Source organism: Pseudomonas sp. B21_DOA, from assembly GCA_030544685.1.
Classification (GTDB): domain Bacteria; phylum Pseudomonadota; class Gammaproteobacteria; order Pseudomonadales; family Pseudomonadaceae; genus Aquipseudomonas; species Aquipseudomonas fluorescens_AO.
The window spans coordinates 1228002-1242792 of sequence record CP086683.1 but is presented as its reverse complement, the minus strand read 5'-3'; the positions used below and the strand labels follow the sequence as shown (position 1 = coordinate 1242792).

12 protein-coding genes and 1 pseudogene are annotated in these 14791 nt (G+C 59.5%); 11 read left to right on the top strand and 2 right to left on the bottom strand.

The annotated features are described in order from the left end of the window. Nucleotides 1-6 precede the first annotated feature (6 nt). On the top strand, nt 7-1044 hold the full coding sequence (locus tag LJU32_05810; protein WKV89839.1) for a LacI family DNA-binding transcriptional regulator: 1038 nt from the start codon (nt 7-9) through the stop codon (nt 1042-1044). 181 nt (nt 1045-1225) lie between these two features. Continuing rightward, nucleotides 1226-1486, top strand: coding sequence for a hypothetical protein (locus LJU32_05805; protein WKV89838.1), 261 nt, complete (start codon nt 1226-1228; stop codon nt 1484-1486). Between the two features lie 26 nt (nt 1487-1512). On the opposite strand, the gene betT is transcribed toward LJU32_05805, so the two are convergent. Further along, entirely contained in the window at nt 1513-3474 is a 1962-nt protein-coding gene (gene betT / locus LJU32_05800; protein WKV91045.1) for a choline transporter BetT, read from the bottom strand. Between the two features lie 398 nt (nt 3475-3872). Then, nucleotides 3873-4799, bottom strand: a complete 927-nt coding sequence (locus LJU32_05795) for a serine acetyltransferase (protein ID WKV89837.1) — start codon at nt 4797-4799, stop codon at nt 3873-3875. Nucleotides 4800-4989: 190 nt separating this feature from the next. On the opposite strand from LJU32_05795, the gene LJU32_05790 reads away from it, so the two are divergent. The 9 genes and pseudogenes from LJU32_05790 to LJU32_05750 all read left to right on the top strand — a co-directional run bounded on the left by LJU32_05790 (nt 4990) and on the right by LJU32_05750 (nt 14791). Then, on the top strand, nt 4990-5988 hold the full coding sequence (locus tag LJU32_05790; protein ID WKV89836.1) for a D-cysteine desulfhydrase: 999 nt from the start codon (nt 4990-4992) through the stop codon (nt 5986-5988). A gap of 347 nt (nt 5989-6335) precedes the next feature. Continuing rightward, complete coding sequence (gene tcyJ / locus LJU32_05785) at nt 6336-7136, top strand: cystine ABC transporter substrate-binding protein (GenBank protein WKV89835.1); 801 nt, start codon at nt 6336-6338, stop codon at nt 7134-7136. Further along, the gene (tcyL, locus tag LJU32_05780) at nt 7136-7801 is read left to right on the top strand and encodes a cystine ABC transporter permease (protein WKV89834.1); all 666 of its coding nucleotides are present in this window, start codon (nt 7136-7138) and stop codon (nt 7799-7801) included. Before tcyJ ends, tcyL begins: the two co-directional genes overlap by 1 nt. A 4-nt stretch (nt 7802-7805) precedes the next feature. After that, a complete protein-coding gene (yecC, locus tag LJU32_05775) occupies nt 7806-8555 on the top strand; it encodes an L-cystine ABC transporter ATP-binding protein YecC (protein ID WKV89833.1) in 750 nt (249 codons plus the stop codon). Between the two features lie 457 nt (nt 8556-9012). After that, nucleotides 9013-9777, top strand: coding sequence for a hypothetical protein (locus LJU32_05770; protein ID WKV89832.1), 765 nt, complete (start codon nt 9013-9015; stop codon nt 9775-9777). 261 nt (nt 9778-10038) lie between these two features. Next, a pseudogene (locus LJU32_05765) lies at nt 10039-11279 on the top strand (SfnB family sulfur acquisition oxidoreductase). Between the two features lie 25 nt (nt 11280-11304). Next, the gene (locus tag LJU32_05760; GenBank protein ID WKV89831.1) at nt 11305-12498 is read left to right on the top strand and encodes an SfnB family sulfur acquisition oxidoreductase; all 1194 of its coding nucleotides are present in this window, start codon (nt 11305-11307) and stop codon (nt 12496-12498) included. Next, on the top strand, nt 12498-13856 hold the full coding sequence (locus LJU32_05755) for an LLM class flavin-dependent oxidoreductase (protein WKV89830.1): 1359 nt from the start codon (nt 12498-12500) through the stop codon (nt 13854-13856). Before LJU32_05760 ends, LJU32_05755 begins: the two co-directional genes overlap by 1 nt. 74 nt (nt 13857-13930) lie before the next feature. Next, nucleotides 13931-14791, top strand: coding sequence for a MetQ/NlpA family ABC transporter substrate-binding protein (locus LJU32_05750; protein ID WKV89829.1), 861 nt, complete (start codon nt 13931-13933; stop codon nt 14789-14791).

Below are 14791 nucleotides of genomic sequence, written 5' to 3'. Positions count from 1 at the left end.
GGCGCCTTGAGCGAAGAAAAACCCCGCAAACGCCGTGGCGCCGGACGCGTGACCCTGAATGCCGTCGCGCGCGAGGCCGGGGTTTCAGCGATCACCGTGTCACGCTACTTCAACCAGCCGGAGCAGGTTTCGCCCGAGCGCCGCGAGCGCATTGCGGCGGTGGTGACGGAGTTGGGCTATGTACCGAATCTGGTTGCCGGCGGGCTGGCCTCGGCACGAGGGAAAATCGTCGGCATGGTGATCCCGAACATTTCCGGGCCGATCTTCGCCAATACCATTCAAGGCTTCAGCGATACGCTTAGCCGCCATGGCTATCAGCTGTTGCTGGCGTCGAGTTACTTCAGCACTGAACAAGAAGAAAATGCCGTGCGTGCGTTTCTCGGCTGGTCGCCGGCGGCGTTGGTACTGACCAGTCACTTTCACAGTGCCGGCACGGAAAAGATGATCGCCGAGGCAGATATTCCGGTGATTGAAACATGGGATTTCCAGCCGGAACGTGAGCCGATGCAGATCGGTTTTTCGCATTTTGAAGTGGGTGTGACGGCGGCAAAACATCTGCTGGAAAAAGGCTACCAACGTATCGCCTTCGTGCAGAACAGCGCACCGGGTGATTTCAGCGCGCTGGAACGTCGCGATGGTTACGCGGCGACTTTAAAAGAATCCGGCCTGGAACCCTGGGTCTACGCCCCTGACGCTGATCGCGCGCCATTCGAGGCCGGCAAACAGGCGATGGACGCCCTGATGAATGCCTCACCACGCCCCGACGCGATCATCTTCGCCAACGACAACCTCGCCGCCGGCGGCCTGCTCGCCGGGCAACGCGCAGGTTTGAAAATCCCCGAAGATTGCGCCGTTCTTGGCTTCGGCGATTACCCGTTCGCCGAGATGCTTTTGCCAAGTCTGAGCACGATCAAACCACCGGCACTGGAGATTGGTGTACTCGCCGCAACACGCGTGCTGGAAAGCCTTGGCGTGTTGCCGAGCGACGAGGTGCAGCGGCTGAACCTGCTGCAGTGCCAAGTCATAGAACGCGAAAGCACCTGATGAATATGACGGAGGCTGGATTGACTATGCTCTAAAGGACACCGAAGTGGCCCTTCGCGGGCAAGCCCGCTCCCACAGGGATTTGCGTGTTTCAGAAATTTTGTATTCAACCAAAAACCTGTGGGAGCGGGCTTGCCCGCGAAGGGCCCGATCAAACACCGCATAACCCGCAGGCACACTCATGCACACCGCCATCATCATCTTCTTCGGCCTGATCCTGCTCGCCCTGATGCTCTACATCGGCGAGCGCATCGGCTTCAGCCGCCAGACCATGGCCTTCGGCTTCGCCGCCCTGTGGCTGGCGTTGACGGTGATTAATGGCACGGTGGGGGTGGTGCATGCCGGCCAGTCCGTAGGGTCGGAAATAGCGATTGGCAGTGCGGTATTCGGCGTGCCGATGGCGGCAATGGTGTTGTTCATGGTGCTGAGCGCCGAGGCGTAAAAACGTCTCGGCGCTCAGCCGTTGGATCAACGCACCAGATGCAGGAACTGCATGTGCCGTTCGTACTGGTCGAGGATGTCGTTGATGATCTGCTCTTTGGTGTAGCCGACCAGATCGTAGTCCTGACTGCCCTCGCTCAAGTGCACTTCGGCGCGGTAGTAGCGACGATTGTTGAGTTGCTTGGAACCCATGCCGCCGCGCGCGAACGATGGCGTGAAGTAGCCGCGCATCTGTACCTGATAGATGAACGGATGCTGCTCGCCGTGGCCGATTTCCAGGCTGACGTTGTCATGCGCCGGATCCGGCTGAGTGACCACGTGCAGGCCTTTTTCGACGAACACGGCGGTCACTTCCTCGATCGCCGGACGCACCGTGCTTTCCATGAAGCGGTACACCTCGTCGCGGGACGGGAAGTGCACGGCCTGACTCAGGCGCTGGCGCCAGCCGCCGGTGCCACGCCGCGAACCGGAGACCGGCGCCAGCGAATGCAGCTGCGCGATCTGCTTCTGCGATTCCAGATAGAACGCCTTGTGCAGGCCCCACATCATCAGCAGCAGAATCAACGAGAACGGCAACGACGTCAGCACCACCGCCGACTTCAGCGCATCAATGCTGCCGGAGAACAGCAGCGCACTGGTGATAAGCGCGGTCATTGCGCCCCAGAACACCCGCAGCCATTTCGGCCCGTCTTCATCCGGGTTGCCGCCCTTGGCCGACAGGGTCGAGAGCACCACGGTGCCGGAATCCGCAGACGTCACGAAGAACACGAAGCTGATGAACACCGTCACGGCAATGACGGTCTTGCTCCACGGATAGGTTTCCAGCAGCAGATAAATGCTCATCGACGGATTATCGATGGCCGACATACCCAGCGCGCTCATGCCGTGGTTGAGCACTTGATCCAAGGCGCTATTGCCGAAGATCGACATCCACGCCAGGGTGAAACCGAGCGGAATCAACAGCACGCCGAAGACGAATTCACGGATGGTGCGGCCACGGGAAATCCGCGCGATGAACAGGCCCACGAACGGCGACCAAGCGATCCACCAGGCCCAGTAGAACACGGTCCAGCCACCGAGCCAGTCGCTCGGTTTATCGTAGGCGTAAAGATCGAAGCTCTTCATCGGCAACGCGCCGAGGTAGTCGCCGACGTTCTGGATCAGGGTGTTGAGCAGGTGCTGCGTCGGCCCGGCAAACAACACGAACAGCAGCAGCCCGCAGGCCAGCAGCATGTTGATGTCGGACATCACCCGCACGCCTTTATCGACACCGGACACCGCAACGATGATCGCCGCGCCCATCATCAGCGTGATCAGGCCGACCTGAATCCACTGGGTATGGGCGATGCCGAACAGATAATCCAGGCCCGAGTTGAGGTGCAGCACACCGAAGCCCATGTCCGCACCGAGGCCGAACACCGTAGCGATGATGCCGAAGCCGTCGACTGCGTAGCCGATCGGGCCGTTGATGCGTTTGCCGATCAGCGGATACAACGCCGAACGCAGGGCCAGCGGCAGATTGTGCCGATAAGCGAAATAGGCCAGCGCCATGCCCACAAAGGCGAACACGCCCCAGCCATGCAGGCCCCAGTGCAGAAACAGAATTTGCATCGCCTGGCGTGCCGCATCGGCAGTACCTGCCTCGCCTTGTGGCGGCTGCAGCATGTGCGTCAGCGGTTCGGAGACACAGAAGAAGAACAGCGTGATGCTGATCCCGGCGGCGAACAGCATGCCGGCCCAGGACAGGTAACTGAATTCGGGCTCGTCGTGGTCGGCACCGAGTTTTATCTTGCCGTAGCCGGATAAGGCGGTGACCACCACGAAGACCAGATACAGGGTCATCGCGAGCATGTAATACCAGCCGACCGTATTGGCCGCCCAGTTTTGCGCTTCCAGCAACCAGGCGCCGGCCTGCTCGGGGATGGCGATGACGACCAGACCAAACAGCAGAATGACCGTCGCGGCGAAGTAGAACACCGGCGGATTCATGCGTACCAGACCGCTGGCGGGGGTAGACGATGCACTCATGAAACGTGCACCTCGAAGGGTTGAAACGTGGCTGAAATGATCGGACTCAGCAAAGGCAAGCCTCCTGTTGTGAGCGGGCAGCGAACCACCGGTTTAACTTGAATGAACGTTCAAGTTAAACATGAATGGGGTGGTAAGGACTAATCGCAGGGCTGGGCGGTAGGTTTCCTACAGCGCCCAAAGAGGGGTATGACGCGGGTTTGGAGAGATTCGTTCACTGATGAATTGGCTTAAGGCCACTACCTTGATCCGGCCTGGAAATCTTTCGCGAGCAGGCTCGCTCCCACATTTGCAACGCATTCCAATTGTGAGCGAGCCTGCTCGCGAAGAGGCCCGATACAACAACACAGATTCAAGACCTACTTCTGCGTCCCATCATCATGCTGCAGATTCGCCTGCGTCAGATTCGCCCCCGCCGGCACGCTGCGCGTCAGCCACACGTTGCCGCCAATGGTCGAACCCTTGCCGATGGTGATCCGTCCGAGAATCGTCGCCCCGGCGTAAATCACTACGTCATCCTCAACGATCGGATGACGCGGATGGCCCTTCTGCAACTGGCCGTCTTCATCCGCCGGGAAGCGCTTGGCCCCCAGGGTCACCGCCTGATAAATCCGTACCCGCTCACCAATGATCGCGGTTTCGCCAATCACTACACCGGTGCCGTGATCGATAAAGAAACTGCGACCGATCTGCGCGCCCGGGTGGATATCGATGCCCGTCGCCGAATGCGCGATCTCCGCGCTGATCCGCGCCAGCAGCGGCAGCCCGGCACGGTATAAATGGTGCGCCAGGCGATGGTGAATCACCGCGAGAATGCCCGGATAGCACAGCAGCACTTCATCAACGCTGCGTGCCGCCGGGTCGCCGTGATACGCCGCCAGCACATCGGTGTCGAGCAGCGTGCGCAGACCCGGCAACGCGAGAGCGAAATCCTGCACGATCTGGATGGCCCGCGCCTCGACTTCACTGTCGTCCTGCGCGCTGTGGCGGGCAACGTAACGCAGCTCCAGGCGCGTCTGCGCCAGCAACGCATTCAACGCAACATCAAGCGTATGGCCGACGTAGAAATCTTCACTTTCTTCACGCAGATCCACAGGTCCCAGACGCATAGGGAACAGCGCGCCACACAGCGCTTCAAGGATTTCCGCCATTGCCGCTCGCGATGGCAATTCGCGCCCACCCTGCTCGCCGGATGCCCGGCCGTTCTGCGCACGCCACTGATCCCGCGCACTGCGCAGCTGGCTGACGATGGTCTGCAATTGCCAATGGCTGGAACGCTCGCTCACGGTAAAGACTCCTTACGGGCGGCCGGACTGTCTGGCCGCGTCAACGGCGCCTACTTTACGGCATGCCTCTACCGACGAATTAAGAACCGATAGTGCTGGCGTCAGTCCATTTGGCTATAAGCGATTGGCGGTTGCCCGGGCAAATGCGCCTGCCTATAGTCCATTCATTCTTCTGCGCCAGTACGGACTCATGATCAAACAACAGCTGCAACGCTTTCCCCGTCTCGAACTGCTGAGCCACCCCACGCCGCTGGAAAAACTCGAACGCTTGTCCGCTTGGCTCGGTCGCGAGGTGTATATCAAGCGCGATGACCTGACGCCGCTGGCAATGGGCGGCAACAAGCTGCGCAAACTCGAATACCTCGCCGCCGACGCGCTCGCGCAAGGCGCTGACACGCTGATCACGGCCGGTGCGTTGCAATCGAACCATGTTCGCCAGACCGCCGCGCTGGCCGCGAAACTCGGCCTGGGCTGTGTGGCGCTGCTGGAAAATCCGCTCGGCACCGACGACAGCAACTACACCGGCAACGGCAACCGCTTGTTGCTGGACCTGTTCGACACCAAGGTCGAACTGGTCGACAACCTCGATAATGCTGACGAACAACTGGCCGCCCTCGCCGCGCGCCTGCGCAGCAACGGCAAGAAGCCGTATCTGGTGCCGATTGGCGGCTCCAACGCGCTCGGTGCTCTGGGTTATGTCCGCGCCGGACTGGAACTGGCTGAGCAGATCAAGGACAGCGGCCTCGATTTCGCCGCTGTGGTGCTGGCTTCAGGCAGTGCCGGTACTCACAGTGGTCTGGGGCTGGCGCTGAGTGAGGCGTTGCCGCAACTGCCGGTGATCGGCGTGACCGTTTCGCGCAGTGAAGAAGACCAGCGGCCGAAGGTCCAGGGTTTGGCCGAACGCACCGCAGAGCTGCTGGGCGTCGAGTTGCCGGCCAGCTTCAAGGTCGAGCTGTGGGACGAATATTTCGGCCCGCGTTATGGCGAGCCGAATGCCGGCACGCTGGCGGCGGTGAAACTGTTGGCGGCTCAGGAAGGTCTGTTGCTTGACCCGGTCTACACCGGCAAGGCCATGGCCGGTCTGCTCGACGGGATCGGCCGGCAGCGCTTCGATGATGGTCCTATCATCTTCCTGCACACCGGTGGCGCGCCGGCGTTGTTTGCCTACAAGGATTTTCTGACAAGATGATCACTGCAGATTGCAGATATCTGTGGCGAGGGATTTATCCCCGTTGGGTCGCGGAGCGGCCCCTTGCTTTCGCAAGTGAGTACAACGTCGCAGGACTTTGCAACAGTTGTGCAGCCGAACGGGGATAAATCCCCTCGCCACAACTGAACGGGCACATATTCCAAAAAACTATAAAAGAAACACAATCTAGTATTTTCAAGTCTAAAACAGACATCTTATAGTCTCGCCGCAGGCGAATTTCGGGCGAGACGCTTAAGCTGCTTTAAGGCAGGATAGCGCTGTCGTCCAAATCACCCATTTGCCTACATTCCTTAAGCGTCTTCCATAAGAAAACACAGGGGCTTGTCATGAATTTTTCCGCACTACGTCGCACTCTGCTGGTCGGTTCGCTGGGTCTTGCGCTTAGCGCCGGCCTGATCGGTCAGGCAGTGGCCGGTGAGCAGCTGCAACAGATCAAGGACAAAGGCGTGCTCAACGTCGGCCTGGAAGGCACTTACCCACCGTTCAGCTTCGTCGATGAGAACGGCAAGCTGTCCGGTTTCGAAGTCGAGCTGTCCGAAGCACTGGCGCAGAAGCTCGGCGTCAAGGCCAAGATCCAGCCGACAAAGTGGGACGGCATCCTCGCTGCCCTGGAATCCAAACGTCTGGATCTGGTGGTCAATCAAGTGACCATCTCTGACGAGCGCAAGAAGAAGTATGACTTCTCTGAACCGTACACCGTCTCCGGCATTCAGGCTCTCGTGCTGAAAAGCAAAGAGTCGGCCCTGAACATCAAGACCGCCGCTGACCTCTCCGGCAAGAAAGTCGGTGTCGGCCTGGGCACCAACTACGAGCAGTGGGTTCGCGCCAACGTGCCCGGTGCTGACGTGCGCACCTACGATGATGATCCGACCAAGTTCGCCGACCTCAACAACGGTCGTACCGATGCCATCCTGATCGACCGTCTGGCTGCGCTCGAATATGCCAAGAAAGCCCCGAAAACCGTGGCTGCCGGTGAAGCGTTCTCCCGTCAGGAATCCGGTATCGCCCTGCGCAAAGGCGAGCCTGAACTGCTGGCTGCGGTGAACAAGGCGCTCGACGAACTGCGTACCGACGGCACTCTTGAGAAACTGTCGAAGAAATACTTCAACGCAGACGTCACTAAATAATGGAAGAGGCTTTCCAACTCGCGCTGGATTCCGCGCCCTTTCTGTTGAAGGGCGCGTACTACACGGTAGTTCTCAGCCTTGGCGGGATGTTCTTCGGTCTGCTGCTGGGCTTCGGCCTCGCGCTGATGCGTCTGTCGCGCTTCAAATCAGTCAGTTGGCTGGCACGCATCTATGTGTCGTTCTTTCGCGGCACGCCGTTGCTGGTGCAGCTGTTCGTGATCTATTACGGCTTGCCGCAACTGGGCATGGAGCTTGATCCGCTGCCAGCAGCGCTGATCGGTTTCTCGTTGAACATGGCCGCCTACGCCTGTGAAATCCTCCGCGCTGCAATCGGTTCGATCGAACGTGGTCAGTGGGAAGCCGCTGCGAGTATCGGCATGACCCGCGCGCAGACCCTGCGCCGGGCCATCCTGCCGCAGGCGATGCGCACGGCTTTGCCGCCGCTGGGCAACAGCTTCATTTCGCTGGTCAAGGACACGGCGCTGGCCGCGACCATTCAGGTGCCGGAGCTGTTCCGTCAGGCGCAGCTGATTACCGCCCGGACTTTCGAAGTCTTCACCATGTATCTTGCCGCCGCACTGATCTACTGGATTCTGGCCACGGTGCTTTCGCACTTGCAGAACAAGTTGGAAGAGCGGGTCAATCGGCACGACCAGGAGTCCTGACGCGATGATTGTCGTGGAAAAACTGACCAAGCAATTCAAGGGTCAGGTCGTGCTCAACGGCATCGACCTTGAGGTAAAGGAAGGCGAAGTCGTCGCGATCATCGGCCCCAGCGGCTCGGGAAAAACGACGTTCCTGCGCTGCCTGAATTTCCTCGAAGAACCCACCAGCGGCCAGATCAAGGTCGGCGATATCGAAATCGATACCCGCCGCCCGCTGAACCAGCAGCAGAGTCTGGTGCGCAACCTGCGCCAGCACGTCGGCTTCGTGTTTCAGAACTTCAACCTGTTCCCCCATCGCACCGCTTTGGAAAACGTCATCGAAGGTCCGATCGTGGTCAAGAAGATGCCGCGCGACCAAGCGATTGCCCTGGGCAAAAAGCTGCTGACCAAAGTGGGGCTTGCCGGCAAGGAGGACGCTTATCCGCGTCGTCTGTCCGGTGGTCAGCAACAGCGCGTGGCGATCGCCCGGGCGCTGGCGATGGAGCCGGAAGTGATTCTGTTCGACGAACCGACCTCCGCGCTCGACCCGGAACTGGTCGGTGAAGTGCTGGCGACCATTCGCGGTCTTGCCGAAGAAAATCGCACCATGGTGATTGTCACCCATGAAATGGGTTTTGCCCGTGACGTGGCCAATCGCGTGGTGTTTTTCGACAAGGGCGTAATTGTTGAACAGGGTGAAGCCAAGGCACTGTTTGCCAACCCGAAAGAAGAACGCACCCAACAGTTTCTCAGCAAGTTTCTGAATCACGCCTGAGAACTTCCTTTGCAGGACCTCTCAACTTCCACGGATGGAAGTCACCTCTCCCGTCATTTCAATTTTTCTACTTTGTTACTTGCGGGCGCAAATATTACATTGCGCAACGGCCACTCACATCCTCGATGTCGTCATATTTCCATACGTTTGCCCGCGAGCAAACCCTCACCAAACGCTGGGGAATAGCCGTTTATCTGTAGCTGGTTTCGCGCCAAAGCCTAGGCATCGTGCTTCGATGACGTAGGAGCTTTCTGATTAACTTGTAATTCACGGATTAACTAAGCCCCGCTATTGACACTCCTCTCCGCAGACTTTTATCTAGTCGGCAACCGGCGCCCTTAGTTAAAACAACCCGCACTAAAATCGAACAAATAGTTGTCGCTTTTATTGCCAGTTGATTCGCGCCTTTTGTTTTCCAGAAACGGATTTCGCTGCAAGACTTCAAGGAGAGAAACCGATGACCCGCACTTCGCACACCCCCGAACTTGCAGCGCCAACACTGGCATGCGCACAGAAGACCGGCATCAACCTGACAACAGCAGCTCACCTGTTGATCGATGTGCCGTCCTACCCTGGCATGGATGATGGTGATCTGATCGAACTGTTCTGGAACAAATGCTATGTCGCCTCAAAAGTCCTCGGCACGGCCGATGTCGGTAAGTCAGTCAGCCTGCGGGTGCCGGAAAGTTTCGTTGCCAACGGTACCGCGCGCATTCACTACCGCGTGATGCAGGTCGGCCAGGGTCCGGCGTTATCGCCAGCCACCCGTGTGCAGGTCAAACTCGATTGCCCCGGAGGCCAGCCAACTGCGCAGTGCGAAGACGAAAATCAGCAACTGGCGCCGGTGGTCATCCCTGACACGATTCGCCGTCAGGGAGTAAATCCCAACCAGATCAAACGCGGCGTGCCGCTGACCATCGAGCCGTACCTGAACATGGCCGAGGACGATGCCATCACCCTGCGCTGGGGCGACGTGCGCATGGATCTGGCGCCTGTTACAGCAGCGGATGTCGGACTGCCGATTCAGGTCTGGGTACCACCGGCAGTCATCGTCGAAGCGGGCGAGGATCTGCGGCTGGACGTGACGTATTGCATCCTCGACCGGGTCGGCAACAACTCGCGCTGGGCGCCGCCGCGCACGTTGAAAATCGGTTGCGTGAATCCGTATGTGAAAGTCCCCTTGAAGCCCGAATTCAAGGCCGCTGAATCGCGCACCAAGTGAGACCTGCTCAGGATGGGAGGTCAGTGACCTCTCACCTGAAACTCACTAACCAATGCTGACATCCCCTTCTATACATATTCCTAAAAGTTAGTTTATTTAATTTTTATACACGCTTAGGGTATATGCACCGGACCACCGGACATTCTTTCAATCGTCGCACTTCGCGGCGTTTTTCATGAGATGTGAGGTAGGTATGGTCCGGAACACAATCACCCCAGTGCAGATCGCCAGGGCATTGCGTGCAGCCAGGGAGCGGCACTGATGTCCAGGCTGGCAGATGCGAATCTGCAGTCCGATCAGGACATCGCCCCGCTGTTGTTGCCCGCGCAAGTACTGCGCAACGACGCTCAAGCCATCAAGGCCGCCCACGAACTGGCGCAAGTCGCCCGCGTGCAGGCGGCCAAACGCGACCGCCAACGCAAACTGCCATGGTCGGAAATCGAACAGTTCACCCGCAGCGGCCTCGGCAGCATTGCGATCCCGCGTGAGTACGGCGGCCCGCAGGTTTCCTTCGTCACGCTGGCCGAAGTCTTCGCGATCATTTCCGCCGCCGACCCGGCGCTCGGGCAGATTCCGCAGAACCAGTTCGGCATCATCAATCTGGTGCTCGGCAGCGCCACCGAAGCGCAGAAAAAGCAATTGTTCCAGAGTGTTCTGGAAGGCTGGCGCATCGGTAATGCCGGCCCGGAACGCGGCACAAAAATACCCTGCAACTGAAAGCGCGAATCACCGCCGACGGCGATGACTACGTGATCAGCGGCCAGAAGTTCTACTCCACCGGCGCGCTGTTTGCGCATTGGGTCGCGGTGAAAGCGCTCAATGATGACGGCAAGCAAGTACTGGCCTTCGTCCGTCGCGGCACGCCGGGTTTGCGCATCGTCGATGACTGGTCGGGCTTCGGCCAGCGCACCACTGCCAGCGGCACGATCCTGCTGAACAACGTACGCGTCGAGTCGAGCCTGGTTATCGACAACTGGAAGATCAACGACAAGCCGAACACCCAAGGTGCAGTGTCGCAGCTGATTCAAGCGGCGATCGACGCCGGCATCGCACGCGGTGCTATCGACGACGCCATCGATTTCGTCAAAACCCGCGCGCGGCCATGGATCGACGCCAAGGTCGAGCGCGCCAGCGATGACCTCTACGTGATCGCCGATATCGGCAAACTGAAAATCGAACTGCACGCCGCCGAAGCGCTGTTGCGCAGGGCAGGACAAGTGCTCGATCAGGTCCACGCCGCACCGCTGACTGCCGAAGCCGCCGCCCGCGCTTCGATTGCCGTGGCTGAGGCGAAAGTGCTGACCACCGAGATTTCGCTGCTGGCCAGCGAAAAGCTCTTCGAACTGGCCGGCAGTCGCGCGACCCTCACCGAATTCAATCTCGACCGTCACTGGCGCAACGCCCGCGTGCACACCCTGCATGACCCGGTGCGCTGGAAGTATCACGCGGTCGGCGCCTATCGCCTCAACGGCACTTTACCGGCTCGCCATTCCTGGATCTGAGACGACCAGACATCTGGAGAAAAACATGACGCTTTCCCATCACGTCGCGGTCATCACCAGCGATGAGCAAGCCCTGATCGTTGCCAGCGACCTGGCCGAAGACTTCAAACGCGACAGCGCGATCCGCGACCGCGAACGCCGCCTGCCATTGGCAGAACTGGAAGTGTTTTCCCGTTCCGGCCTGTGGGGCATCAGCGTGCCGAAAGAATATGGCGGCGCGGGCGTATCCAATGTCACCCTGGCCAAAGTCATCGCGCTGATCGCCCAGGCCGACGGCTCGCTCGGGCAGATTCCGCAGAACCATTTCTACGCACTGGAAGTGCTGCGCGTGAATGGCAGCGACGAACAGAAACAGCGCCTGTACGCCGAGGTCCTCGCCGGCCAACGCTTTGGCAATGCCTTGGCAGAACTGGGCACCAAAACCGCCCACGACCGCGTCACTAGTCTCAAACGCGACGGCGCTGGTTATCGCATCAACGGTCGCAAGTTCTACTCGACCGGGGCGATTTACGCGCAGCGCATTCCAACGTCGGTGGTCGATGAAAACGGCGTACAGCAACTGGCCTTCGTCCCGCGCGAGAGCAAGGGCCTGACGGTGATCGACGACTGGAGCGGCTTCGGCCAGCGCACCACCGGCAGCGGCTCGGTGGTGTTCGAAGATGTGTATGTGGCGGCCGAAGATGTGCTGCCGTTCCAGAGCGCTTTCGAGCGCCCGACCACGGTCGGCCCGCTGGCGCAGATTCTTCACGCCGCCATCGACACCGGCATCGCCCGCGCCGCTTACGAAGACGCCCTGCATTTCGTGCGCAGCAAGACCCGCCCATGGATCGATTCCGGCAACGACAAAGCCACCGAAGACCCGCTGACGTTGAAAAGCTTCGGCCACCTGAGCATCCGCCTGCACGCCACCGAAGCCTTGCTCGAACGTGCCGGCGAATTTCTTGATGCCGCGCAAGCCGAAACCAACGCCGAAACCGTCGCCGCCGCCTCGATCGCGGTCGCCGAAGCGCGAGCGATCAGCACAGAAATCTCCCTCGCCGCTGGCAGCACGCTGTTCGAACTCGCCGGCAGCCAGGCCACCCTGAGCGAGCACGGCCTCGACCGCCACTGGCGCAACGCTCGCGTGCACACCCTGCACGACCCGGTGCGCTGGAAATATCACGCAGTAGGCAATTACTACCTCAACAATGAAAACCCTCCGCTGCGGGGGACAATCTGATGAGCGCTGCGAAAAAGAAGATTCTGCTCAACGCGTTCAACATGAACTGCATCGGCCACATCAATCATGGCCTGTGGACGCATCCGCGCGACACCTCGACCCGCTACAACACGATTGAGTACTGGACCGAACTGGCGCAGTTGCTGGAGCGCGGACTGTTCGACGGCCTGTTCATCGCCGACATCGTTGGTGTGTACGACGTCTACCAGAACTCGGTCGACGTCACGCTGAAAGAGTCGATCCAGTTGCCAGTCAACGACCCGTTGCTGCTGGTATCGGCGATGGCTGCAGTGACCAAAAACCTTGGCTTCGGCCTCACTGCCAACCTTACTTACGAGCCGCCGTATCTGTTCGCCCGGCGCATGTCGACGCTCGATCATCTGAGTCGCGGCCGCGTTGGCTGGAACATCGTCACCGGTTATCTGGACAGCGCCGCCAAAGCCATGGGTCTGCGCGAACAGGTCGAGCACGACCGCCGCTACGACCAGGCCGAAGAATATCTGCAGGTGTTGTACAAGCTTTGGGAAGGCAGTTGGGAAAACGGCGCGGTGCTTAACGACCGCGAACAGCGCATCTACGCCAATCCGAAAAAAGTGCACAAGATCGAGCACCAAGGCGAGTTCTATCAGGTCGAGGGCTACCACCTCTGCGAACCGTCACCACAGCGCACGCCGGTATTGTTTCAGGCCGGCAGCTCCGATCGCGGCTTGCTGTTTGCCGGGCGACACGCCGAGTGCGTATTCATCAGCGGCCAGAACAAACCGTCGACCAAAGTACAGGTCGACAAGGTCCGCGCCAGTGCCGTCGAGGCCGGGCGTAACCCTGAAGACATCAGGGTGTTCATGGGCCTCAACGTCATCGTCGGCGCCACTGAAGAGGCGGCGTGGGCCAAGCATGCCGAGTACCTCAGCTACGCCAGTGCCGAGGCCGGCGTGGCGCATTTTTCCGCCTCCACCGGCATCGACTTTGCCCAGTACGAAATCGATGAGCCGATCCAGTACGTGAAGAGCAACGCCATTCAATCGGCAACGAAAAACCTGCAGAACAACGACTGGACCCGACGCAAATTGCTTGACCAGCACGCCCTCGGTGGCCGTTACATCACCGTGGTCGGTTCGCCCGAGCAAGTGGCGAATGAGCTGGAAGCGTGGATCGCCGAAACCGGTCTGGACGGCTTCAACCTGACCCGCATCGTCACCCCGGAAAGCTATGTCGATTTCATCGAACTGGTGATTCCGGAGTTACAGCGGCGCGGCTCTTACAAGACTGCGTATGACAGCGGCAGCTTGCGCGAGAAGTTGTTTCACGGTGAGGCGCAGTTGCCTGAGCAACATGCTGGCTCTTCGTACCGACGCTAAAAGCATCGCTGGCAAGCCAGCTCCCACAAGGGTCTGCGGCGCACACAAAACCTGTGGGAGCTGGCTTGCCAGCGATGAGGCCACAACAGACACCACAAATCTTATGCACTGACTGGAAAACTCATCATGACCAAAAAATCCTGTCCCACCCAGTCAAAGCACTGGCCCTGGCCTTCGGCCTGTTCAGCTCGGCAGTGTTCGCTGCCGATGCGCCGCTAAAAATCGGCACCACCGCCGCGTTTGCGATTCCGCTGGAAGCCGCCGTCGAAGAGGCCTCCAAACAGGGCTTGAAAGTCGAGCTGGTGGAATTCACCGACTGGATCGCGCCCAATGTCAGCCTCGCCGCTGGCGACATCGACGTGAATTACTTCCAGCACATTCCGTTTCTGGAAAACGCCAAGGCCGCCTCCGGTTTCGACCTGGTGCCGTTCGCCCCGGGGATCATCAACAACGTCGGCCTGTATTCGAAGAAATACAAAAGCTTCGATGAACTGCCCGAAGGCGCCAGCGTCGCCATCGCCAACGACCCGATCAACAGCGGTCGCGGTCTGCAATTGCTCGCCAAGGCCGGTTTGATCACGCTGAAGCCGGGCGTTGGCTACAAGGCTACCGAGGACGACATTGTCGCCAACCCGAAGAAGATCAGGATCCTGCAGGTCGAAGCCGTGCAACTGGTGCGCGCGTACGACGACGCCGATCTGGTCCAGGGTTATCCAGCTTATATTCGCTTGGCGAAGACCTTCGATGCCGGCTCGGCGCTGCTGTTTGACGGTCTCGATCACAAGGAATACGTGATCCAGTTCGTCATCCAGCCGAAGAGCAAAACCGACCCGCGCCTGATCAAGTTCGTCGACATCTATCAGCATTCGCCAGCCGTTCGCGCGGCACTGGACAAGGCCCACGGCAAGCTCTACCAAGCCGGTTGGGAAAGCTGA

Excerpts from the sequence above, each read along its gene's own strand:
- LJU32_05805 (WKV89838.1), top strand. The coding sequence starts at position 1,226 with ATGCACACCGCCATCATCATCTTCTTCGGCCTGATCCTGCTCGCCCTG.
- betT (WKV91045.1), bottom strand. The coding sequence starts at position 3,474 with ATGAATCCGCCGGTGTTCTACTTCGCCGCGACGGTCATTCTGCTGTTT.
- LJU32_05790 (WKV89836.1), top strand. The coding sequence starts at position 4,990 with ATGATCAAACAACAGCTGCAACGCTTTCCCCGTCTCGAACTGCTGAGC.
- tcyJ (WKV89835.1), top strand. The coding sequence starts at position 6,336 with ATGAATTTTTCCGCACTACGTCGCACTCTGCTGGTCGGTTCGCTGGGT.
- tcyL (WKV89834.1), top strand. The coding sequence starts at position 7,136 with ATGGAAGAGGCTTTCCAACTCGCGCTGGATTCCGCGCCCTTTCTGTTG.
- yecC (WKV89833.1), top strand. The coding sequence starts at position 7,806 with ATGATTGTCGTGGAAAAACTGACCAAGCAATTCAAGGGTCAGGTCGTG.
- LJU32_05770 (WKV89832.1), top strand. The coding sequence starts at position 9,013 with ATGACCCGCACTTCGCACACCCCCGAACTTGCAGCGCCAACACTGGCA.
- LJU32_05760 (WKV89831.1), top strand. The coding sequence starts at position 11,305 with ATGACGCTTTCCCATCACGTCGCGGTCATCACCAGCGATGAGCAAGCC.
- LJU32_05755 (WKV89830.1), top strand. The coding sequence starts at position 12,498 with ATGAGCGCTGCGAAAAAGAAGATTCTGCTCAACGCGTTCAACATGAAC.
- LJU32_05750 (WKV89829.1), top strand. The coding sequence starts at position 13,931 with ATGAGGCCACAACAGACACCACAAATCTTATGCACTGACTGGAAAACT.